The 20,901-nt window shown below is 69.6% G+C and carries 21 protein-coding genes; 13 read left to right on the top strand and 8 right to left on the bottom strand.

Annotated features, from left to right (window positions below; all coding sequences use genetic code 11):
• Positions 1 to 25 precede the first annotated feature (25 nt).
• Genes ABI214_RS24430 through ABI214_RS24420 form a run of 3 tightly spaced genes read left to right on the top strand, consistent with a single transcriptional unit; the run spans position 26 to position 2,494 of the window.
• Positions 26 to 610 (top strand): bifunctional adenosylcobinamide kinase/adenosylcobinamide-phosphate guanylyltransferase, encoded by a 585-nt coding sequence (locus ABI214_RS24430; protein WP_408586534.1) that lies wholly within the window; start codon positions 26 to 28, stop codon positions 608 to 610.
• A gap of 25 nt (positions 611 to 635) precedes the next feature.
• Positions 636 to 1,730: a nicotinate-nucleotide--dimethylbenzimidazole phosphoribosyltransferase gene (cobT, locus tag ABI214_RS24425; RefSeq protein ID WP_348604997.1), complete on the top strand. Its 1,095-nt coding sequence runs from the start codon at positions 636 to 638 to the stop codon at positions 1,728 to 1,730.
• A 2-nt stretch (positions 1,731 to 1,732) separates the two neighbouring features.
• Positions 1,733 to 2,494 (top strand): adenosylcobinamide-GDP ribazoletransferase, encoded by a 762-nt coding sequence (locus tag ABI214_RS24420; RefSeq protein ID WP_348604996.1) that lies wholly within the window; start codon positions 1,733 to 1,735, stop codon positions 2,492 to 2,494.
• A gap of 37 nt (positions 2,495 to 2,531) precedes the next feature.
• Here the strand turns inward: ABI214_RS24420 and ABI214_RS24415 are convergent, their stop codons facing one another.
• The 3 genes from ABI214_RS24415 to gcvT all read right to left on the bottom strand — a co-directional run bounded on the left by ABI214_RS24415 (position 2,532) and on the right by gcvT (position 5,682).
• Positions 2,532 to 3,320, bottom strand: a complete 789-nt coding sequence (locus ABI214_RS24415) for an SDR family NAD(P)-dependent oxidoreductase (protein ID WP_348604995.1) — start codon at positions 3,318 to 3,320, stop codon at positions 2,532 to 2,534.
• Positions 3,321 to 3,426: 106 nt separating this feature from the next.
• Positions 3,427 to 4,530, bottom strand: a complete 1,104-nt coding sequence (locus tag ABI214_RS24410; protein WP_348604994.1) for a branched-chain amino acid aminotransferase — start codon at positions 4,528 to 4,530, stop codon at positions 3,427 to 3,429.
• A gap of 51 nt (positions 4,531 to 4,581) precedes the next feature.
• Positions 4,582 to 5,682 (bottom strand): glycine cleavage system aminomethyltransferase GcvT, encoded by a 1,101-nt coding sequence (gene gcvT / locus ABI214_RS24405; protein ID WP_348604993.1) that lies wholly within the window; start codon positions 5,680 to 5,682, stop codon positions 4,582 to 4,584.
• An 81-nt stretch (positions 5,683 to 5,763) separates the two neighbouring features.
• Between gcvT and ABI214_RS24400 the strand changes: the two genes are divergently transcribed.
• The gene (locus ABI214_RS24400; RefSeq protein WP_348604992.1) at positions 5,764 to 7,290 is read left to right on the top strand and encodes a leucyl aminopeptidase; all 1,527 of its coding nucleotides are present in this window, start codon (positions 5,764 to 5,766) and stop codon (positions 7,288 to 7,290) included.
• A 68-nt stretch (positions 7,291 to 7,358) separates the two neighbouring features.
• Here the strand turns inward: ABI214_RS24400 and ABI214_RS24395 are convergent, their stop codons facing one another.
• Entirely contained in the window at positions 7,359 to 7,703 is a 345-nt protein-coding gene (locus ABI214_RS24395; RefSeq protein ID WP_348604991.1) for an oxidoreductase, read from the bottom strand.
• 328 nt (positions 7,704 to 8,031) lie between these two features.
• Between ABI214_RS24395 and sucB the strand changes: the two genes are divergently transcribed.
• The 6 genes from sucB to ABI214_RS24365 all read left to right on the top strand — a co-directional run bounded on the left by sucB (position 8,032) and on the right by ABI214_RS24365 (position 14,046).
• Positions 8,032 to 9,768, top strand: coding sequence for a 2-oxoglutarate dehydrogenase, E2 component, dihydrolipoamide succinyltransferase (gene sucB, locus ABI214_RS24390; RefSeq protein ID WP_348604990.1), 1,737 nt, complete (start codon positions 8,032 to 8,034; stop codon positions 9,766 to 9,768).
• 117 nt (positions 9,769 to 9,885) lie between these two features.
• A complete protein-coding gene (locus ABI214_RS24385; protein ID WP_348604989.1) occupies positions 9,886 to 10,776 on the top strand; it encodes a TIGR01777 family oxidoreductase in 891 nt (296 codons plus the stop codon).
• A gap of 92 nt (positions 10,777 to 10,868) precedes the next feature.
• Positions 10,869 to 11,369: an SRPBCC family protein gene (locus ABI214_RS24380; protein ID WP_348604988.1), complete on the top strand. Its 501-nt coding sequence runs from the start codon at positions 10,869 to 10,871 to the stop codon at positions 11,367 to 11,369.
• 32 nt (positions 11,370 to 11,401) lie between these two features.
• The gene (gene lipB, locus ABI214_RS24375; protein ID WP_348604987.1) at positions 11,402 to 12,163 is read left to right on the top strand and encodes a lipoyl(octanoyl) transferase LipB; all 762 of its coding nucleotides are present in this window, start codon (positions 11,402 to 11,404) and stop codon (positions 12,161 to 12,163) included.
• A 52-nt stretch (positions 12,164 to 12,215) separates the two neighbouring features.
• Complete coding sequence (gene lipA / locus ABI214_RS24370) at positions 12,216 to 13,229, top strand: lipoyl synthase (RefSeq protein WP_348604986.1); 1,014 nt, start codon at positions 12,216 to 12,218, stop codon at positions 13,227 to 13,229.
• 61 nt (positions 13,230 to 13,290) lie between these two features.
• The gene (locus ABI214_RS24365) at positions 13,291 to 14,046 is read left to right on the top strand and encodes a DUF4191 domain-containing protein (RefSeq protein ID WP_348604985.1); all 756 of its coding nucleotides are present in this window, start codon (positions 13,291 to 13,293) and stop codon (positions 14,044 to 14,046) included.
• Positions 14,047 to 14,129: 83 nt separating this feature from the next.
• Here ABI214_RS24365 and ABI214_RS24360 read toward each other — a convergent pair whose 3' ends face one another.
• Entirely contained in the window at positions 14,130 to 14,606 is a 477-nt protein-coding gene (locus ABI214_RS24360) for an RDD family protein (protein WP_348604984.1), read from the bottom strand.
• A 238-nt stretch (positions 14,607 to 14,844) separates the two neighbouring features.
• On the opposite strand from ABI214_RS24360, the gene glnA reads away from it, so the two are divergent.
• Positions 14,845 to 16,281 (top strand): type I glutamate--ammonia ligase, encoded by a 1,437-nt coding sequence (glnA, locus tag ABI214_RS24355; protein ID WP_127914028.1) that lies wholly within the window; start codon positions 14,845 to 14,847, stop codon positions 16,279 to 16,281.
• Between the two features lie 169 nt (positions 16,282 to 16,450).
• Entirely contained in the window at positions 16,451 to 17,356 is a 906-nt protein-coding gene (locus ABI214_RS24350; protein WP_348604983.1) for an NAD(P)H-binding protein, read from the top strand.
• 80 nt (positions 17,357 to 17,436) lie between these two features.
• On the opposite strand, the gene ABI214_RS24345 is transcribed toward ABI214_RS24350, so the two are convergent.
• The 3 genes from ABI214_RS24345 to ABI214_RS24335 all read right to left on the bottom strand — a co-directional run bounded on the left by ABI214_RS24345 (position 17,437) and on the right by ABI214_RS24335 (position 19,867).
• Complete coding sequence (locus ABI214_RS24345; protein ID WP_348604982.1) at positions 17,437 to 17,937, bottom strand: C40 family peptidase; 501 nt, start codon at positions 17,935 to 17,937, stop codon at positions 17,437 to 17,439.
• 385 nt (positions 17,938 to 18,322) lie between these two features.
• A complete protein-coding gene (locus ABI214_RS24340; RefSeq protein ID WP_348604981.1) occupies positions 18,323 to 19,426 on the bottom strand; it encodes an endonuclease/exonuclease/phosphatase family protein in 1,104 nt (367 codons plus the stop codon).
• 138 nt (positions 19,427 to 19,564) lie between these two features.
• Positions 19,565 to 19,867, bottom strand: coding sequence for a putative quinol monooxygenase (locus ABI214_RS24335; protein ID WP_348604980.1), 303 nt, complete (start codon positions 19,865 to 19,867; stop codon positions 19,565 to 19,567).
• Between the two features lie 345 nt (positions 19,868 to 20,212).
• Here ABI214_RS24335 and ABI214_RS24330 point away from each other — a divergent pair, with 345 nt between their 5' ends.
• Positions 20,213 to 20,899: a GntR family transcriptional regulator gene (locus ABI214_RS24330; RefSeq protein WP_348604979.1), complete on the top strand. Its 687-nt coding sequence runs from the start codon at positions 20,213 to 20,215 to the stop codon at positions 20,897 to 20,899.
• Positions 20,900 to 20,901 lie beyond the last annotated feature (2 nt).

Genomic DNA, 20,901 nt, shown 5'->3' with positions numbered 1-20,901 from the left:
TCGCTCTGCGGGGACCGGCCCGACGCTGTTGGTAGCGTCTATCCCCGTGCCCTCCCCCGTTTCGAATCCCCCGCGCCGCACGCTCGTGCTCGGCGGCGCCAGGTCGGGGAAGTCCGCGCACGCGGAGGGCCTGCTCGGCGACAACGACGGGCACCCCGTCCGCTACGTGGCCACCGCGCGCCGCTATCCCGGCGACGACGACTGGGCGGACCGGATCGATCTGCACCGGCGCCGCCGGCCCACGTCGTGGACGACGGTCGAGACCGGTGGCGACGGAAGCCTCGTCGAGCTGCTCGCCGCGGCCTGCACGCACCCGCCGACGCTCGTCGACGACCTCGGCACGTGGCTCACGTGCGAGCTCGACGACGCCGCGGCGTGGGAGGCCCCGCGCGGCACGATCTCTCCCCGCACGGACGCCCTCGTCGACGCGGTCGCCGGATTCGACGGCAGGCTGCTGCTCGTCAGCCCCGAGGTCGGTCTCGGCGTGATCCCGGAGACCCGCTCGGGCCGACTGTTCCGCGACGAGATCGGCGCCCTCAACTCCCGCCTCGCCGAGGTGTGCGACGACGTCGTCCTGGTGATCGCCGGTATCGCCATGCCGCTCAAATGATCGCTGCTGAAATGAAAGGTCAAGCGTGACTAGCGAATCCGTCAGTCCGTCGGCTCCCCTCTTCGAGCCGCCCGTCCCGCCGGACGCCGAGGTCCGAGCGCAGGCGCAGGCTCGCCAGCTGCTGCTGACCAAGCCGACCGGCTCGCTCGGCCGACTCGAGGAGCTGTCGGTGTGGGCGGCCTCGTGCCAGGGCGAATGTCCCCCGCACGTGTTCGCGCGCCCCCGCGTCGTCGTCTTCGCCGGCGACCACGGCGTCGCGCGGGGCGGCGTGTCGGCGTACCCGCCGGAGGTCACCGCCCAGATGGTGGCCAACATCGAGGGCGGCGGCGCCGCGGTCAACGTACTTGCCTCGATCGCCGGTGCCGGCGTGCGCGTGGTCGACATGGCCGTGGACGCGGACACCGATGCGTCCGTCTCGACCTACAAGGTCCGCCGGTCGTCGGGGTCGATCGACCGCGAGGACGCCATGACCCACGAGGAGACCCTGCGCGCGATCGCGGCCGGGCGCGCGATCGCCGACGAGGAGGTCGACTCCGGCGCCGACCTCCTGATCGCCGGCGAGATGGGCATCGGCAACACCACGCCCGCCACCGTCCTGGTGGCGGCCGTCACCGACACCGAACCGGTCGCCGCCGTGGGGCGCGGCACCGGCATCGACGACGCCGGCTGGATGCGCAAGACCGCGGCGATCCGCGACGCGCTGCGCCGGGCGCGGCCGCACGTGCGCGACGCCGTCGGCCTGCTCCGCACGGCGTCGGGCGCGGACCTGGCCGCCATGGCCGGCTTCCTCGCTCAGGCCGCGGTCCGCCGCACGCCCGTGATCGTCGACGGCCTCGTGGTTACCGCGTCGGCGCTCGTGGCGGAGGAGTTGGCGCCGGGTGCGCGCGAGTGGTGGGTGGCCGGGCATCGGTCGACCGAGCCCGCGCACACGATCGCGCTGCGACACCTCGGCCTCGATCCGATCCTCGGCCTGAACATGCGCCTCGGCGAGGGTTCGGGCGCGGTGGCGGCCCTTCCGGTGCTCCAGGGCGCGGTGGCGACACTCGCGCACATGGCGACCTTCGACCAGGCGGGTGTGAGCAACAACACCGCACCCGAGGCCGAGCCGGAATCGGACTGACCGTGCGGGGTGCGGTCACCGGGCTGTCCCTGGCACTGTCCTGGCTGACGGTCCTGCCGGTCCGCGGCCCACAGGACATCGGCCGACCCGAGGGGCGCCGCGCGATGGCCGCGGCCCCGCTGGTGGGCGCCCTCCTCGGGGCCGGCGCAGCGGGCCTGCTGTGGCTGCTGCTGTGGGGCGGTCTGGGAATCGCGTTGGCGGGCCTGCTGGTGGTCGGGGCGCTGGCCCTGTCCACCCGCGGCATGCATGTCGACGGCCTCGCCGACACCGCCGACGGTCTCGGCTGCTACGGGCCGCCCGAACGCGCGCGGGAGGTCATGCGCAGCGGCGGCGCCGGCCCGTTCGGCGTGGCCGCGCTCGTCGTCGCCATCGGCGTCCAGGCCGTGGCGCTCGGCACGCTCGGCGCGAACGGCGCATGGGTGGCGGTGGCCGTCGCCGTCACGGCCGGCCGGGTTGCGGCCGTATTCGCATGCCGCCGTGGGATTTCGGCGTCGAGTACGACGGGTTTCGGTGCGCTCGTGGCGGACTCGCAGCCGGCGTGGGTGGCCGTGTCGTGGGCAGTGGCCTCGGCGGTCGCGGCGGTGTGGGCGGTTCCCCAGCGGTGGTGGCAGGGCCCCGTCGTCGTCCTGGTCGCACTTGTCGCGGCGTCACTGCTGGTCCGGCACTGTGTGCGCCGGTTCGACGGCATCAACGGGGACGTTCTCGGGGCCGCAATCGAATTCACGGTCGCGGCGACGGCCGTCGGGTTCCTGCTCGGAGGCTGATCCCGAACGGCATCCAGGTGAAATCGGTTCTCGAGGATCACGGGGCAATCGCGACCTGACCACCGTTGGCCTGCAAGATCGCACCGTTGATATAGCTGGCGGCCGGTGAGACCAGGAACACGACGGCGTTGGCGATTTCGTCGGCGGCGGCTGCGCGGCCGAGCGTGGTGAGCTGCCCCAAACCGTCGGTAAGCCCGGGCGTCACGGCGGTCCCGGGGGTTTCCGTCGGTCCGGCCTGCACTGCGTTCACCCGCACCCCGGAGCGACCGAACTCATCGGCCCACACGCGGGTCAACAGTTCGACGGCGGCCTTGGTCGCGCCGTAGATGCCGCCGGTACGCGCGGGTATCGCGGCGGCGATGGAGCTGAGGTTGACAACGACCCCGTGGCCTCGCTCGGACATGGCCGGCACCAGCTGCTGTACGAGGATGTACGGCGCACGCAGGTTGAGATTGACATGCTCGTCGAAGAAGGCGTCGTCGGTCTCGGCGGTGCCGGCGAACTTGTAGACACCGGCATTGTTGATCAGGATGTCGACGGGGCCGGCCTCGGCCGCCAACCGACGTGTCTCGTCAGGGTCCGATAGATCAGCCGAGACGAAGCGTGCCTTCCCGCCCGCGTCTTGGATCTCCTGCACGGTTTGGGCGCCTCGCTGCGCGCTGCGTCCGTGCACTACCACCTCTGCGTCGAGTGCTGCCAGCTGTGACGCGATCGCGCGTCCGATGCCGGCGGTCGCCCCCGTTACCAGTGCGGTCGAGCCTTCCAATGATGCCGCCATGAGGATCTCCTCCCAGCGTTCTTCCGACGTTGACTCCCCATCAAGCATGCGCTGGATGGCTGAGACCGGCTAGTACCGAGCGGGGGGTGCAGAGCACATCGGGCCCTCCCGCCGAAAGCGGAAGGGCCCGATATCGATTCGTCGGTGCGTGCGCTCAGCGCAGCTTGGTCATCCAGTCGTGGGTGTCGGCGAAGGTGCCGCGCTGGATGCCGGTGAGGGTGTCGCGCAGCGCCATCGTGATCTTGCCGGGCTCGCCGTCGGCGATCGTGAACTCGCCCTCCGCGGACTTGACCCGACCGACCGGGGTGATGACGGCCGCGGTACCGCACGCGAACACCTCGGTGATCTCGCCCGACGCGGCCTTCTCGCGCCACTCGTCGGTGCTGATCTTGCGCTCCTCGACGGCGAAACCGGCGTCGGTCGCCAGCGTCAACAGCGAGTCGCGGGTGATGCCGGGCAGCAGCGAACCGGACAGCGACGGCGTCACCAGACGTGCGTCGGGGCCCGAGCCGAAGACGAAGAACAGGTTCATCCCGCCCATCTCCTCGACGTACTTGCGCTCGATGGCGTCGAGCCACACCACCTGGTCGCAGCCCTCGTCCGACGCCTGCGCCTGCGCGAGCAGCGACGCCGCGTAGTTGCCGGCGAACTTGGCCGCGCCGGTGCCGCCCGGTGCGGCCCGCACGTACTCACGCGAGAGCCACACGCTGACCGGCTTGACGCCGCGCGGGAAGTAGGCGCCCGCCGGGGAGGCGATCAGCAGGTAGCGGTACTCCTTGGCCGGACGGACACCCAGGCCCGCCTCGGTGGAGAACATGAACGGGCGCAGGTAGAGCGAGTCCTCGCCGCCGGCGGCGGGAACCCACGCCTCGTCGACGTCGAGCAGTGTCTCGATCGATCCCACGAACAGCTCGTCGGGCAGCTCCGGCATCGCCAGACGACGGGCCGACTGACGCAGACGCTCGGCGTTAGCGGTGACACGGAACGACGAGATGCCGCCGTTCGGCTGGCGGTAGGCCTTGAGGCCCTCGAAGATCGCCTGGCCGTAGTGCAGGACCATCCCGGCCGGATCGAGCGCGATCGGCCCGTAGGGCAGCACCTCGGCGTCGTGCCAGCCGCGACCCTCGGTGTACATGATCGACACCATGTGATCGGTGAAGTACCGACCGAATCCGGGCGACTCCAGAACCTTGCGCCGCGCCTCTTCGGTAGCGGGGGAAGGATGCTGGGTACGCACGAATTCTAGGCCGTCATTCATAAGCCGTGATCCTATCTAACAGAGTTTCGCCGCTTACCTGGTGTCGGAGTGTTACTTGGTGCGGACCGGCACGAACGGCGGCGTGACGACCTCGCATCGGAGGCTACGCCCGCGCACGTCGACGGTGATCTCGTCGCCCGCCGCGACGCCGGACCCGGTGTCCAGCAGCGCCAGGGCAATACCCACCTTGAGGGTCGGCGAGAAGGTGCCCGACGTGGTCTCGCCGATCGCGGCTCCGTCCTTCGACACGGTCTGGCCCTGACGGAGCACGCCGCGGTCGAGTGCCTTGATCCCCCACATGCGCCGCGCCGGTCCGGCCGCCTTCTCCGCGACCAGCGTCTCGCGACCCCAGAACTGCGGCTTGTTCCATCCGATCGCCCACCCGCAGCGGGCCTGCAGCGGCGAGATCTCCAGCGAGAGCTCGTGACCGTGCAGCGGGTAACCCGCCTCGGTGCGCAGCGTGTCACGCGCGCCCAGACCCGCGGCCTCGCCGCCCTGGGCGCGAACAGCGTCGATCAACGCCCGGAACAGCGCCTCGCCGTCGGCCCACCGGGGCAGCAGCTCGTAGCCGCGCTCGCCGGTGTAGCCGCTGCGGCAGACGCGCACCGGCACGCCGTTCCAGTCGGCGTCGACGAAGCCCATGTACTCGATGTCGGTCGGCAGCCCCAGCGCCCCGAGGACGTCGGCGGCCTTGGGCCCCTGCACCGCGAACACGGCGTAGTCGCGGTGCTGGTCGGTGATCTCGAGACCCGCCGGTGCCGCGGCCTGCAGGCGCGCGACGACGTCGGCGGTGTTGGCGGCGTTGGGCACGAGGAAGATCTCGTCGTCGGCGACGTAGTACGCGATCAGATCGTCGACGACGCCGCCGGTCTCGGTGCAGCACAGCGTGTACTGGGCCTGGCCGGGCCCGATCTTGCCGAGGTCGGCGGTGAGGGTCGCGTTGACGAAGTCCGCCGCGCCGTCGCCCTTGACGAGCGCCTTGCCGAGGTGGCTCACGTCGAACAGCCCGACCGACTCGCGCACCGCGGTGTGCTCGGCGACGGTGCCCGCGTACGAGACCGGCATCTCCCAGCCGCCGAACGGGGCGAAGGTCGCGCCGAGGTCGACGTGAACGGAATGAATGGGGCCCTGCAGCAGCTGCGCGTCGCTCATGAGGCACAACGCTAGCCGACGCCGTCAGCGCACTAACATCGGATTTCGGCTACCAACTTCCCAATTGCCCCACCGCAGGAGATGCCCGTGCCCTCAACCTCTTCCCCCACTCGCAACCTCGGACCCGACCTGGCGCTCGCCGGCTCGCTCGCCAAGCGCGTCGACGTGCTCGTGATCGGTTTGACGACCGGCTCCGACGGGCCCGAGGCACTCGTGGGCGCCGGGGTCGACGAGGACGTGCTCGCGGGTCTGCTCGACGACCTGCAGGCCGTCGGCGCGACCGGCAAGGCCGAGGAGCTCACCCGCGTGCCGGCACCGGCCGAGCTGTCCGTCGCGAGCGTCCTGGCCGTCGGCCTCGGCGCCGCCGACAAGATCGACGCCGAGCAGGTCCGCAAGTCGGCCGGCGTGGCCGCGCGCGCCCTGTCCGGCGTCGCTACCGCGGCGACGACGTTGGCGTCGGTCGACCTCGGCGCCGCCGCGGAGGGCTTCTTCCTCGGCGCCTACGCGTTCAGCGAGTTCAAGTCCAAGTCCGCCCCCGGCGCCGATGCGCGGCCGCTCGCCCGCGTCGAACTGCTCGTCGAATCGCCGCGCGCCAAGGCGTCGAAGGACACGCTCGCCCGCTCGGCCGCGATCGCCGAATCCGTCGCGACCGCCCGCGAGCTCGTCAACACCCCGCCCAGTCACCTGTTCCCGGCCGAGTTCGCCGCCCGCGCCAAGGCCCTCGGGACCGCCGCTGGCCTGACGGTGAAGGTTCTCGACGAGAAGGCACTGGCAAAGGCCGGCTTCGGCGGCATCGTCGGCGTCGGCCAGGGCTCGTCGCGCCCGCCGCGCCTGGTGCAGATGACGTACTCGTCCGGTCGCCGCCGCGGCGTCAAGAAGGTCGCGCTCGTCGGCAAGGGCGTGACGTTCGACACCGGCGGCATCTCGATCAAGCCGGCCGCCGGCATGGAGAACATGACCTCCGACATGGGCGGCGCGGCAGCCGTCGTCGCGACGGTCGTGCTCGCCGCCAAGCTGCGCCTGCCCGTCGACGTCACCGCTTGGGTGCCGATGGCCGAGAACATGCCGTCGGCGACCGCGCAGCGCCCCGGCGACGTGCTCACTCAGTACGGCGGCACCACCGTCGAGGTCATCAACACCGACGCCGAGGGCCGACTGATCCTCGCCGACGCGATCGCGCGGGCCTGCGAGGACAACCCCGACTACCTCATCGACACCGCCACGCTCACAGGCGCGCAGATGGTCGCGCTCGGCAACCGCACCGCCGGCGTCATGGGCACCGACGAGTTCCGCGACCGGGTGGCCACGATCTCGCAGGAGATCGGCGAGAACGCGTGGCCGATGCCGATGCCGGCCGAACTGCGCGCCGACCTCAACTCGCGGGTCGCCGACCTGGCGAACGTGACCCCGCACCGCTGGGGCGGCATGCTCGCGGCCGCGATCTTCCTGAAGGAGTTCGTCGCCGACGGCGTGCAGTGGGCGCACATCGACGTCGCGGGACCGGCCTTCAACACCGGTGGCCCGTTCGGCTACACCGGCAAGGGCGGCACCGGCGTCCCGGTCCGCACGATGATCTCCGTGCTCGAGGACATCGCCGCCAACGGTTAGGCGCTCCGCGCCCGTGCGCGCTCGCGGTGGTTCCGACCACCGACAGTGCGCACGGGCGGCGCGGCCGCCTAGTCGAACTCGCGCTGGCGTTCGCGTTTCCGCTCGATCCGGCGACGGTTGTCGTAGTCGCGCATCCGCTGCGGGTATCCGGTCTTGCGCACGTCGTAGACCGGGATCTTCAGCTCCTGGCCGAGCTTGCGGGCGCCCCGCTCGCCACCGACCTTGCGCCGGGTCCATTCGCCGTCGTACGCGACGAGCACCACGGTCAGCTCCGTCACCGTGGTCTCCGGTTCGATGTAGGCCTCGACGCCGCGGTGCGAACGCGCCCAGTCCGCCAGGTGACGCGCGTCGGACTCGCCCCCCGCCTTCGGACGCGCCGCACCCCGACGCGTGAAACGGTCGAACAACCCCACGTGAACTCTCCTCCCGGCGCAGCGCGGACGACCCCGCAGCGATCTGTCCGATTTTGCCAGCCGCGGCGAGCGCCGACGAGGAAACGACCATGACCCGCCCCTCTCAGGGACACGACCCGCCCCTCGCCGGACACGCTCCGGGCATCAATGAAAGGATGGGCGGAGCGGGCAGCACGACGGGTCCGAAGCGCAGCACACCACCGGAGTGAGGCGCCTCGGAAACGTCGTACACCGCCGCCGGAACCGTGCTTCTCGAGCACAATGGTTTTCGACCACAAGTCGACAAAACTCAACAAACCCGAACACAACCGTCGAGGAGTCAAAAGAAATGGCCTTCTCCGTCCAGATGCCAGCCCTTGGTGAATCGGTCACCGAGGGAACTGTCACGCGGTGGCTCAAGCAGGAAGGGGACACGGTCGCAGTAGACGAGCCCTTGCTCGAAGTCTCCACCGACAAGGTCGACACCGAGATCCCGTCCCCCGCTGCCGGCGTTCTGACGAAGATCGTCGCGCAGGAGGACGACACCGTCGAGATCGGTGGCGAGCTGGCCGTGATTGGTGAGGCCGGAGAGGCTCCCGCGCCCGCTGCTGCTCCCGCTCCGGCGGCTGCGCCCGCTGCTCCTGCGCCCGCCCCGGTCGCCGAGGCCGCCCCGGCTCCGGCCGCTGCTCCCGCACCCGCCGCCGCGCCGGCCGGTTCCGCGACCGGCACCCCGGTCACGATGCCGGAGCTCGGAGAGTCCGTCACCGAGGGCACCGTCACCCGCTGGCTCAAGGCCATCGGCGACGAGGTCGCCGTGGACGAGCCGCTCCTCGAGGTCTCGACCGACAAGGTCGACACCGAGATCCCGTCCCCCGTCGCCGGCGTGCTGCTCGAGATCAACGCGCAGGAGGACGACACCGTCGACGTCGGCGGCCAGCTCGCTGTCATCGGCTCCGGTGCGCCCGCCGCTGCCGCCCCGACCGCTCCCGCCCCGGCGCCCGCGCCCACCCCGGCTCCCGCAGCTCCGGCAGCTCCGGCTCCCGCCCCGGCGGCTCCGGCGCCTGCCCCGGCTCCCGCCGCTGCCGTACCGGCCCCGGTCCCCGCCGCACCGGCTGCTCCCGCTCCGTCGACCGACGGCGCCCCGTACGTCACGCCGCTGGTCCGCAAGCTCGCCGCGGACAACAACGTCGACCTGTCGAAGGTGAACGGCACCGGCGTCGGTGGCCGCATCCGCAAGCAGGACGTCCTCGCCGCGGCCGATGCCGCGAAGGCTCCCGCCGCCGCACCGGCCGCTGCCGCTGCTCCCGCGGCAGCAGCTCCGGCCCCGGCCGCGACCGCCGGCGTCCGTCCCGAGCTGGCCCACCTGCGTGGCACCACGCAGAAGGTCAACCGGATCCGCCAGATCACGGCAGTCAAGACCCGCGAGTCGCTGCAGAGCACCGCGCAGCTGACCCAGACCTTCGAGGTCGACGTCACCAAGATCGCGGCGCTGCGGGCCCAGGCCAAGGCCGACTTCGCCGAGCGCGAGGGCGTGAACCTCACGTTCCTGCCGTTCTTCGCGAAGGCTGTCGTCGAGGCGCTCAAGGTTCACCCGAACGTGAACGCGAGCTACAACGAGGGCGCCAAGGAGATCACCTACCACGCTGCCGAGCACCTGGGCATCGCGGTCGACACCGAGCAGGGCCTGCTCTCGCCGGTGATCCACAACGCCGGCGACCTGTCGCTGGCCGGTCTGGCCCGCGCGATCGCCGACATCGCCAAGCGCGCGCGCACCGGTGGCCTCAAGCCGGACGAGCTGTCCGGCGGCACCTTCACCATCACCAACATCGGCAGCCAGGGTGCACTGTTCGACACCCCGATCCTGGTTCCGCCGCAGGCCGCGATGCTGGGCACCGGCGCGATCGTCAAGCGCCCGGTCGTGGTCCAGGACGAGAACGGCAACGAGTCCATCGGCGTTCGCTCGATGTGCTACCTGCCGCTCACCTACGACCACCGCCTGGTCGACGGCGCGGACGCCGGTCGCTTCCTGACGACCATCAAGCAGCGCCTCGAGGAGGCGTCGTTCGAGGCCGACCTGGGCCTGTAAGGGTCCACGACCTCACGAACTCGACGTGAGTCGGAACCGAGGGGCACCATCTCCACGAGGGATGGTGCCCCTCGGCGTTTCCGCAAGGCGTCGTTTCCGAGATCGAGGAGGACTCCCATGCGCGTGCTCATCGCCGGATCGTCCGGGCTGATCGGGGGTGCACTCGTCGGGGCACTGCGCGGCGACGGCCACGACGTCGCCCGCCTGGTCCGGCGGCATCCGACCGGCACCGACGAAATCGAGTGGAATCCGCAGACCGGTGTCGTCGATCCCGCCGCGCTCCGCGGCGTGGACGCCGTCGTCAACCTGTGCGGCGCGGGCATCGGCGACCGGCGCTGGTCGGGCGCGTACAAGCAGGCCCTCCGCGACAGCCGCCTCACGACCACCGACGTGCTGGCCCGTGCCGTCGTGGACGCCGGCGTCCCGGTCCTCGTCAACGGCAGTGCGGTCGGCTACTACGGCGACACCGGGGACCGGATCGTCGACGAGCGCTCCCCGTCCGGTGGCGGATTCCTGGCGCAGTTGTGTCGCGACTGGGAGGCCGCGACCGCCCCCGCGCGCGACGGCGGCGTCCGCGTCGTGTCGCTGCGCACCGCGACCGTGCTGTCCCCGAAGGGCGGGATGCTCGGGCGGCTGCGCCCGTTGTATTCGGTGGGGCTGGGCGGCCGGCTCGGCGGCGGTCGGCAGTACATGTCGTGGATCTCCCTGGCCGACGAGGTCGCCGCCATCGAGTTCGTGCTGACACAGAACGACCTGCGCGGCCCGGTAAACCTGTGCGCGCCCGAACCCGTCACCAATGCGGGTTTCAACAGTGCGATGAGCCGTGCGGTGCATCGCCCGGCACCGTGGATGGTTCCGGGATTCGCCGTATCGGCGTTGATCGGCGAGTTCGCCAGAGAGGCTGTTCTGATCGGACAGCGCGCCATCCCCACCGCCCTCGAACGCGCCGGATTCTCGTTCCGGCACGCAACCATCGACGCCGCACTCGGGTACGCCTTCGGACGGTGAACTGTCGAGATGCAGCGAATGCGCATGTCACGATGCGAGTCCGGTGTGGGCGCCGGACTGACCGGCTTTGCTACCCGCGGTAGCCTCGAGTGATGTCCACCACGGTCGTCGTCGAGCAGTCCCGCGCGATTCCGATCACGCTCCAGCGAGCCTTCGACCTGACCTTGCCGATCCCGCTGACTGCGATCTTCTCCCGGCGCTACGGCCTGCTGCCGCCGATCAAGCGGGTCCGCGGGCAGGACGGGATCTGGGGCCGCGTCGGACAGTCGCGCACGGTCGTCACCACCGACGGCGGAACGATGCGAGAGCTGCTGACCGAGATCGATGCCCCGCACTCGTTCAGCTACCGGCTGAGCAACATCACCGGTCCGCTGAGACCGCTGGTCGACAGCATCGACGGATCTTGGGAGTTCACGCCGAAGGGCACCGGAACCCTCATCACCTGGCGATGGGTCCTGCACCCGAAGGGTCTCGGGCGGCCCGTGATGCCCCTCGTCATCTCGATGTGGCGCGGCTACGCCAGGCAGGCATTGGAGCTGCTGTCCGAGCAACTCCTCACGCCGGATTCCGCTGAGCGCGCGCCAGGCGTCTGAGCCGCGGTCCGGCAGGCGTAACGTCTTCAGCCATGAGCAGTGCCACCGCGTCGGCCCGATTCAGTTCCCAGCCGATGGCCGTCGAGAGTCTCGGACGCATCGACTACATGGAGGCGTGGGAGCAGCAGCGCGTCCTCGCCGGATCCCGTGCCGACGACGAGGGAACCGACACCCTGCTCCTCCTCGAGCATCCCGCCGTCTACACCGCCGGCCGCCGGACCGCCCCGGAGGACCGCCCGATGGACGGCACCCCGGTCATCGACGTCGACCGCGGCGGCAAGATCACGTGGCACGGGCCCGGTCAGCTGGTCGGCTACCCCATCGTCAAGCTCGCCGAGCCCGTCGACGTCGTCAGCTACGTCCGCCGGATCGAGCAGGCGCTCATCCAGGTGTGCACCGACCTGGGCCTCACGTGCGGACGGGTCGAGGGCCGGTCGGGCGTGTGGCTCCCGGCCGAGATGGTCGACGGACAGTGGCTGCCCGAGCGCAAGGTCGCCGCGATCGGCGTGCGGGTGCAGCGCGGGGTAGCCATGCACGGCTTCGCCCTGAACTGCAACGCCGCCCTGGACGGCTTCGACAACATCGTCCCGTGCGGTATCCGGGACGCCGGCGTGACGACGCTGTCGCGCGAACTCGGCCGTGACGTCACGATCGACGACGTCACTCCGGCGGTCACCGAGTCCGTCCTCGCGGCCCTCGACGGGGCTCTGCCGGTGACGGTGCACGACATCGAGCGGGTGACGTTCGACACCGCGGTCCGGGCACCCGAGTTCACCACGGTCCGGTTCGGCTGAGGCGCTCCGCCCAGCCCGGAGCGAAAGATCGGTCAGGCGTACGATCGAGGCCGTGACTGTCGCCCCAGAAGGACGGAAGCTGCTCCGCATCGAGATCCGAAACGCGGAAACTCCGATCGAACGCAAGCCCAATTGGATCCGGACCCGCGCGAAGATGGGTCCCGAGTACACCGAGCTCAAGGGCCTGGTGAAGAACGAAGGCCTGCACACGGTCTGCGAGGAAGCCGGCTGCCCCAACATCTACGAGTGCTGGGAGGACCGCGAGGCCACGTTCCTCATCGGTGGCGAGCAGTGCACCCGCCGTTGCGACTTCTGCCAGATCGACACCGGCAAGCCGGCCGCGCTCGACCGCGACGAGCCGCGCCGCGTCGCCGAGAGCGTCCAGGCGATGGGGCTGCGCTACTCGACGATCACCGGCGTCGCCCGCGACGACCTGCCCGACGGCGGCGCGTGGCTGTACGCGGAGACCGTCCGGCAGATCCACGCGATGAACCCCGGCACCGGCGTCGAGAACCTGGTCCCCGATTTCAACGGCAAGCCGGACCTGCTGGCCGAGGTGTTCGAGTCCCGCCCCGAGGTGCTGGCCCACAACCTCGAGACGGTGCCCCGCATCTTCAAGCGGATCCGTCCCGCGTTCCGCTACGAGCGGTCGCTCGGCGTCATCACCGCCGCCCGCGACTTCGGTCTGGTCACCAAGTCGAACCTCATCCTCGGCATGGGCGAGACGCCGGACGAGGTCCACCAGGCGATGGTCGACCTCCACGAGGCCGGCTGCGACATCCTCACGATCACCCAGTACCTGCGCCCGTCGCCGCGGCACCATCCCGTCGAGCGGTGGGTCAAGCCCGAGGAGTTCGTCGAGCACTCCAAGGCCGCCGAGGAGATCGGCTTCGCGGGAGTCATGGCCGGGCCGCTGGTCCGCTCGTCGTACCGCGCCGGCCGCCTCTACGCGCAGGCGATGGCGCACCACGGTCGCGCGCTTCCCGAGGGCCAGGCCCACCTCGCCGAGGGGGGCACCGCCTCGCAGGAGGCCAGTTCGGTCCTCGAGCGTCTCGCCCGCGCCTGACGTGCACGTCCCCCTCACCGCGCGCGCAATAGTGCGCGGTGAGGGACGTATCCTGTGAGGTATGGCGAACGGCAGTAAGTCCGGAAAAGCGGGCAAGGCAAGCAAGGAAGCGAAGGCTGCGGCGAAGGCGGCCCGCAAGCAGGCGTCGAAGGAACGCCGGACTCAGCTCTGGCAGGCGTTCCAGATGCAGCGCAAGGAAGACAAGCTGCTGCTGCCGCTGATCATCGGCGCCGTGGTGCTGAGCGCGGTCGTGTTCTTCCTGATCGGCCTGATCTTCGGCATCGAGTGGTTCCTGCTGCCGATCGGCATCCTCATCGGTGTCCTGCTCGCCTTCATCATCTTCGGCAAGCGCGTCCAGAAGACGGTCTACGGCAAGGCCGAGGGCCAGGCCGGTGCCGCCGCGTGGGCGCTCGAGAACATGCAGGGCGCGTGGCGCGTCACGAACGCCGTCACCGGAACGACGCAGCTCGACGCCGTGCACCGGGTGATCGGCCGTCCCGGTGTGATCCTGGTCGCCGAGGGTTCGCCGCAGCGCGTCAAGGGCCTGCTCGCGCAGGAGAAGAAGAAGACCGCGCGCCTGGTCGGCGACACCCCGATCTACGACTTCGTCGTCGGCAACGGCGAGGGCGAGGTGCCCCTGTCGCAGCTCACCAAGCAGCTCAACAAGCTGCCGCGCAACATCGACACCAAGCGCATGGACTCCATCGAGTCGCGTCTGGCCGCGCTCGGCAGCCGCAGCGGCGCCGCGATGCCGAAGGGCCCGCTGCCTCCGGGCGCGAAGATGAAGGGCATGCAGCGCACGATCCGTCGCCGCTGACCGTCAGGTTCTACAAGCTGAAGGGACCCTTCGTGCGCTGCGAGCGCACAAAGGGTCCCTTCAGCTTGTAGCGGGCGCGGTCATCAGCGCACGCGAATCAGGCCGGTGCCGGTGGCGCGGTCGTGCATGCCGCGGCCGTCGACGTCGGTGATGACAGCGGGGACGATGAACACCATCAGCGCCTGACGGGCCAGCGCCCGGACGAATCCGACCTTGGCCGGCGCGTCGACGCGCGCGACCTGCAGCCCCAGCATGTACTGGCCCGGCGTGAACGAGAACAGCGTGACGCAGACGACGCCCACCACGAACCACAGCATCATGGTGTAGGTGCCGAGCCGCGGGTTCTGCAGCGGCTCCTCCCCGATCAGGAGCAGGACGACGCCCGCCGCGGTGAGCCAGTCGATGGCGAGGGCCGCGACGCGGCGACCGGTCGGAGCCAGCGATCCGGGACCTTCGGCGGGCAACCCCAGGAGCTCACCTCGATACGCCTGCGCCGTGGTCTGATTCTTCGGCAGTGCCGCCGAGGGTCCGGAGAGCCAGGAACCGGTCATACGTGCCATGCCGTCCAGGATAGGCGTCGACGTGCGCGGACCGGCCCGACGGAGTCGGATCGGTGCTGCTCGTCACACCGAAATGCCGTGGGAATGCTCACATCGGACCCCGTACGCGCGCCGAACGCCGACGTGTAACACCGGCGAAACATAGGCTTGATTAACGGGCAACACCGGCTCTCTACCGTCTTGCCTCGACGAAACCGCCGAAACCCGACCGGCAGGTAACCGACTGAAGGAGCACCACGTGGCTTTCACCACGGCCGAAGAGGTCATCAAGTACATCGCCGACCAGGATGTCGAGTACGTCGACATCCGCTTCAGCGACCTGCCGGGCGTCCAGCAACACTTCTCGATTCCGGCGTCCGCCTTCAACCAGGACGTCTTCGAGGACGGCCTCGCGTTCGACGGTTCCTCGGTTCGCGGTTTCCAGTCGATCCACGAGTCGGACATGATGCTGCTGCCCGACGTCTCCACGGCGCGCATCGATCCGTTCCGCAAGGCCCGCACGCTGAACATGGACTTCTTCGTCCACGATCCGTTCACCCGTGAGGCCTACAGCCGCGACCCCCGCAACGTCGCACGCAAGGCCGAGGAGTACCTGAAGTCCACCGGCATCGCCGACACCGCGTTCTTCGGTGCCGAGGCCGAGTTCTACATCTTCGACTCGGTCCGCTACGACTCGCAGATGAACGGTGCGTTCTACGAGCTGGACTCGATCTCCGGCGCCTGGAACACCGGCAACGACGTCAACGCCGACGGCAGCCCCAACCTGGGCTACAAGGTGCGCGCCAAGGGCGGCTACTTCCCCGTCGCACCGTACGACCACTACGTCGACCTGCGTGACGCGATCTCCACGAACCTGACCAACGCGGGCTTCGAGCTCGAGCGCGGCCACCACGAGGTGGGCACCGGCGGTCAGCAGGAGATCAACTACAAGTTCAACACGCTGCTCGCGGCTGCCGACGACCTGCAGCTGTTCAAGTACATCGTGAAGAACACCTGCTGGCAGTACGGCAAGTCGGCCACCTTCATGCCGAAGCCGCTGTTCGGCGACAACGGCTCGGGCATGCACGTGCACCAGTCGCTGTGGAAGGACGGCAAGCCGCTGTTCCACGACGAGGCCGGCTACGCGGGCCTGTCGGACATCGCCCGCTGGTACATCGGCGGCATCCTGCACCACGCGCCGTCGCTGCTGGCGTTCACGAACCCGACGATCAACTCGTACCACCGCCTGGTTCCGGGCTACGAGGCCCCGATCAACCTGGTGTACAGCCAGCGCAACCGCTCGGCCGCGGTCCGTATCCCGATCACGGGCAACAACCCGAAGGCCAAGCGCATCGAGTTCCGCGCGCCGGACTCCTCGGGCAACCCGTACCTGAACTTCGCCGCGCAGATGATGGCCGGCCTGGACGGCATCAAGAACAAGATCGAGCCGATGGCTCCGGTCGACAAGGACCTCTACGAGCTCCCGCCGGAGGAGGCCCGCAACATCCCGCAGGCCCCCACCAGCCTGTCCGCCGTCATCGATCGCCTCGAGCAGGATCACGACTACCTGACCGAGGGTGGCGTGTTCACCACCGACCTGATCGAGACCTGGATCTCGATCAAGCGCGAGCAGGAGATCGCCCCGGTCAACCTGCGTCCGCACCCCTACGAGTTCTCGCTCTACTACGATTGCTGATCCGCTGGGCCACCTGACCTGCACCGATCAGGTCAGGTAGCCCACTCGGTCCGCAGTACCTCCGGACGAGTCCATCCGCGCCGCGATCCCCGTGATCGCACTGCGGGTGGACTCGTCCGTGTCGTGCGCCGGACACTGGAGGCATCACCGTCTGCTCGGAGGATGACCGATGGCTCTCGACGACTTCGTTCTCGTTCCCGGCGCCGGCGGTGTGGGCCGCGTCGTGGTCGACCAGTTGCGTGCGCACGACGTGCCGGTTCGTGTGATGGTCCGTCACGACGACGAGCGCGCTGGCGACGTGCGCGCGCTCGGGGCGGAGGTGGTGATCGGCGACCTGACCCGCCCGGAGACGGTCGCGGCAGCGCTGGAGGGCGTGCGCCGACTGTACTTCGCGATGAGCGTCTCTCCGGACCTGCTGCTCGCGACGACCGTGGTGGCCACGGTCGCGCGGGAGTACGGGAAGCTCGACGCCCTGGTGAACTTGTCGCAGATGACGGTGTCCCAGATGACCGCGACGAGCACCTCCGAGTCGCGCCAGCAGCGACTGCACTGGCTCTCGGAGCAGGTGTTGAACTGGTCGGGTTTACCGGTGGTCCACCTGCGGCCGACCGTGTTCCTCGACAATCCGCTGTTCACCACTCTGGCTGCGCAGTCGATCCGGGAGCGGGGCACGCTCGCGCTGCCGTTCGGCACCGGACGGTCGTCGCCGATCGCTGCCGGCGACGTGGCGCGGACCGCGGCGACGGTGCTGCGCGACCCGGGCCCGCACATCGGACACGTGTACGAGCTGACCGGGCCGCACTCGCTCGACATGGACGGCGTCGCGGCCGAGTTCTCCCGGGCTCTGGGGCGGTCGGTGACCTACGAGGACGTGCCGCTGGACCGCTGGCGTGCCGACGTGCTCGCCAAGGCCGGGCTGCCACCGCACACCGAGCAACACATCGCGACCATGGCGCGACTGCACCGGGAGAACCGCTACGACCGGGCGTCCGACGACGTCGTGCGCCTGACCGGGACACCGCCCCGGACCGTGGAGGCGTTCGTGGCCGAGCGCAGAGACTTCTACCTCGGCTGAGCGTTCTCCCCGGACATACGACGAGCCCCGTTCACACGGAGAGTGTGAACGGGGCTCGGGTCTGTCGAGCGGGGCCCGGATCAGTAGCGGCTCGCGCCGGAGAAGGGCATCGCGTCGATCGACGAGACCTTCACGTTCTCGCCCTCGGTCGGGGCGTGGACCACCTTGCCGTTGCCGATGTAGATGCCGACGTGCTCGTTGTCGTAGAAGCCGACGACGTCACCGGGCTGCAGGTTGGCCTTGGACACCGAGGTGCCACCGCCCACCTGGTCGTAGCTGACACGGGGGACGGAGATGCCGGCCTGCTTGTGGGCCCACTGCACCAGGCCGGAGCAGTCGAAGGTGCTCGGGCCGGTCGCGCCCCACACGTACGGGGAACCGATCTTGGACTGCGCGGCGTTCGCGACGGCCTGGCCGTGCGATGCCACCTGGGTCGGCTGGAGCGAGGTGTTGCCCCAGCTCGGAGTGGTGAGGGGCTGTGCCATCGCGGGGGCGACGGGGATCATGAGGGCGCCGGCGGTCACTGCGCCGAGCAGCAGTCCACGGGTCGTGCGGGTCAGGCGGGTGGTCTTCAGGGCCATTCGAGGGTCCTCCGGGTCTTGCTTGTGGTCCGACACTTGGTCTGGCATCGGTGTTCGGGCACAACCCAGAGTTCCGGCGTTATCGGAACGAGACATCGGTAGAACTACCCGCAGGGGTACGTGTTTGCCGATGCACGTATACGTACCCGGGTTCGATCCATCCGACGGCAGGGTCGAAGAAAATCCCTCTGACCAGGAAATATCCGAGTCTCATACCGGAATCGGAGAAATCGATGTGACTGTCCGGTTCGTGAAACACCGCACACCACCACGTCCGACGTCCGGGGCCGGATAACAGTCCACGCTCGGAAATCACGCCGTGGGAGGGAGAAAATCACGGCCCCGCAACGTGGGTTGCGGGGCCGTGACAGCTCTGCCGGGGAGGTCAGGAGGCGGAGCCGCCGAGCGACGGCAGGCACCGGTAGGTGGCGACGACCGCCTTGTGATCGGTGGGCCACGGGAACGGCGACTCGACGAAGTTGTCCCTGGTGTCCTCGGCCGTGCGCTGGTTTCGGACGATCGATTCGCGCGGCCCGACGATCCCCGCGGACCGCAGTCGCAGGCGGGTGCTGTTGCTCGCGAACACATAGTCGATGCGATCGCGCTCGTCGGCCTCGGGCGCCCACGTCAACTTCGACACCGCGACGTCGGGGTTGTCCGACGGCCACGTGAACCCGGGGTGCGTCACCGGGTTCGGGTACGTCGCGCGATAGGCGTCGACGAAGCCCGCGTCCTCGAGCAGGCGGGTGGACTCCCACGGCACCACCACACCGTTGTGGTCGAACAGGTCCCGGGTGGCGGCCGTCCAGTCGAGGTGGGACGGCTCGTTGAAGTCGCCGCCCAGGATGACGACGCGTCCCTTGTCCTGCTCGGCCGCCGCGTCCGCGAGGAAGTGGGAGATCACGGCGGGTCGTCCGGATGCGGTGTTGACGCGCTGAACCGCGATCGGGTCGGTGACCGGTCCGTTCGGCATCTTGTTCCAGCCGAACTCGGAGAACTCACCGGGCGCGGGGACCCCGGCTCCGTATCCGCGGGGCAGGTAGGTGGCGTACCACTGGTACTGCAGATGCGCGGAGTAAGTCGCGACCTCGAGGTCGCCCACGGTCACGACCGCCTTGACCATGTAGTCGAGATTCGCCGTCTCCTTGATCGGAAACACCGAGAGGATCCCGGCGTCCGAGGAGGTCGCCGCCTCGAAACGCAGACCCTGCGCGCCCAGCAGCTCGGCGAGTGCCGCGGTGGCGCCGCCGGCCTCGGACAACAGCACGATCGAGGCGCGCGTCGAACGGATGATCTCGGCGATCCGCTCGAGTCCGTTCGCGATCTGCGTCCCGCCGTGCCAGGTGTTCAGGGACAGCACCCGGATGTCCCGCCAGGGCGCGGCGCCGGCCTGCGGAGCGTTCCGGATCGCTCCCGCGCCCAGTGCCGCGGTGCCTGCCGCCGCGGTCAGTACCTTCATCGCCTGCCGTCGTGTCAGTGAACTCGTCACACCGTTCTCCTCGTCTGCCACCCTGCACGGCGATGGCATCAGAGGAAGCTGAACGAGTCACGAACCAGCCGCCACCGGCACACGGGCTCACGGTGACGACAAACCGAACGCTCCGGCTCCCGGGAAGGCCCGCGCCCCTCAGGCTGGGAGTTTGCTCGCCAGAACGTCGACCTTGGTGATGCTGGGATGCGTGACGAGGAGTTCGTCGGCCCGCGCCATGAGCGCCTCCGCGACGCGGCCGGCGAGGTGCGCCTGGCGTCCGGCGTCGTCCGGGAAGGCGTCGAAGATCCCGAAGGTCGCCGGACCGAACCGGAGCGCGAACCACGCCACGGTGTCCGGTTCCTGTTGCACCAGGGCCAGTGCACTCTCGAGGAACTCCGCGACCTGCTGCTCCTTGCCGCGCTTGGCCTCTACGCGAACCAACAGTGCTGCCTTGACCATGGGACGCCTCCCGCGATCGACGAGTTCGATACCGGCACCTCTTACTGTTCTCGCGCGCGCCGAGGCCGTCAACGCGCACGCGAACAGTGGTCCGATCAGGCTCCGGAGCGATGCCCTCAGTGGGCGCCGCCGCCATCGGGATGTGCCACGCCCCACTCGACCGGAGTTCGCGGCGAGAACTTCATGCATCGCACCCGATCGTGTGACGAGAATCAACAACGCGGCCCGAACCCCGGGAAGCACCCTGGATCGCGAACGTATACATAGGTATTCGCCTGTCAGCGATGGCATAATCGGCACGTCAGACGACGGAACAGATAGATGAACAGATAGATAAGGACACCAATGACGCGCGAGGACGATCTGACGGATCTGGGAGTGCTGCTGCCGGCAGGCGCCTCGGGACGCTCCGATCAGACGTCCAAGCAGTACCTGCGCCTGCGCGCCGACATCCTCGACGGTACGTTCCCGCGCGGCGCCGCCCTGCACGAGACACAGCTCAGCGAGACGTACGGCGCCTCCCGCACGCCTATTCGGGAGGCGCTCAACTGGCTCGCCCACGACGGCCTGCTCGAACGCGCGTCCCGAGGTTTCCGAGTGCGGTCCGGCAGCCCGGAGGACGTCATCGAGATCTACGCGGCGCGCGTGGCCCTCGAAGCCGAGGCGGCCGGCGCCGCGGCCCTGCGCCACACTGATCTCGACATGGCGCGTCTCGAGCGACTGCACTCCTCGTGCTGCCACACCAACGACGACGACGCGGCCCGCACCGACAACTTCCGCTTCCACGAGGCACTGTGGCAGGCCGCGCACAACACGACGATCATGACGCTGCTCGTGCGCCTCACCACCCAGCTGCGCATCTACGACAGCGGCCCGCCGTCGAACTACGGCGAGCCGGACCTGCTGAACTCCGAGCATGAACAGATCCTCGACGCCCTGCGCGCCCGGGACGAGAGAGCAGCCCGCGAGCACATGCGCACGCACCTCGAACACAGCCGGGAGCAGCGAATCCGCCTGTTCGCGAACGGCTGAAA

Source organism: Prescottella soli, from assembly GCF_040024445.1.
In the GTDB taxonomy this organism is placed as follows: domain Bacteria; phylum Actinomycetota; class Actinomycetes; order Mycobacteriales; family Mycobacteriaceae; genus Prescottella; species Prescottella soli.
This window is presented reverse-complemented; position numbering and strand designations above follow the sequence as displayed.

What these genes read in the sequence shown, in the direction of transcription:
- ABI214_RS24415 (WP_348604995.1), bottom strand. Translation starts at nt 3,320, where the DNA reads ATGCTTGATGGGGAGTCAACGTCGGAAGAACGCTGGGAGGAGATCCTC.
- ABI214_RS24410 (WP_348604994.1), bottom strand. Translation starts at nt 4,530, where the DNA reads ATGAATGACGGCCTAGAATTCGTGCGTACCCAGCATCCTTCCCCCGCT.
- gcvT (WP_348604993.1), bottom strand. Translation starts at nt 5,682, where the DNA reads ATGAGCGACGCGCAGCTGCTGCAGGGCCCCATTCATTCCGTTCACGTC.
- ABI214_RS24400 (WP_348604992.1), top strand. Translation starts at nt 5,764, where the DNA reads ATGCCCGTGCCCTCAACCTCTTCCCCCACTCGCAACCTCGGACCCGAC.
- sucB (WP_348604990.1), top strand. Translation starts at nt 8,032, where the DNA reads ATGGCCTTCTCCGTCCAGATGCCAGCCCTTGGTGAATCGGTCACCGAG.
- ABI214_RS24385 (WP_348604989.1), top strand. Translation starts at nt 9,886, where the DNA reads ATGCGCGTGCTCATCGCCGGATCGTCCGGGCTGATCGGGGGTGCACTC.
- ABI214_RS24380 (WP_348604988.1), top strand. Translation starts at nt 10,869, where the DNA reads ATGTCCACCACGGTCGTCGTCGAGCAGTCCCGCGCGATTCCGATCACG.
- lipB (WP_348604987.1), top strand. Translation starts at nt 11,402, where the DNA reads ATGAGCAGTGCCACCGCGTCGGCCCGATTCAGTTCCCAGCCGATGGCC.
- ABI214_RS24365 (WP_348604985.1), top strand. Translation starts at nt 13,291, where the DNA reads ATGGCGAACGGCAGTAAGTCCGGAAAAGCGGGCAAGGCAAGCAAGGAA.
- ABI214_RS24360 (WP_348604984.1), bottom strand. Translation starts at nt 14,606, where the DNA reads ATGGCACGTATGACCGGTTCCTGGCTCTCCGGACCCTCGGCGGCACTG.
- ABI214_RS24350 (WP_348604983.1), top strand. Translation starts at nt 16,451, where the DNA reads ATGGCTCTCGACGACTTCGTTCTCGTTCCCGGCGCCGGCGGTGTGGGC.
- ABI214_RS24345 (WP_348604982.1), bottom strand. Translation starts at nt 17,937, where the DNA reads ATGGCCCTGAAGACCACCCGCCTGACCCGCACGACCCGTGGACTGCTG.
- ABI214_RS24335 (WP_348604980.1), bottom strand. Translation starts at nt 19,867, where the DNA reads ATGGTCAAGGCAGCACTGTTGGTTCGCGTAGAGGCCAAGCGCGGCAAG.
- ABI214_RS24330 (WP_348604979.1), top strand. Translation starts at nt 20,213, where the DNA reads ATGACGCGCGAGGACGATCTGACGGATCTGGGAGTGCTGCTGCCGGCA.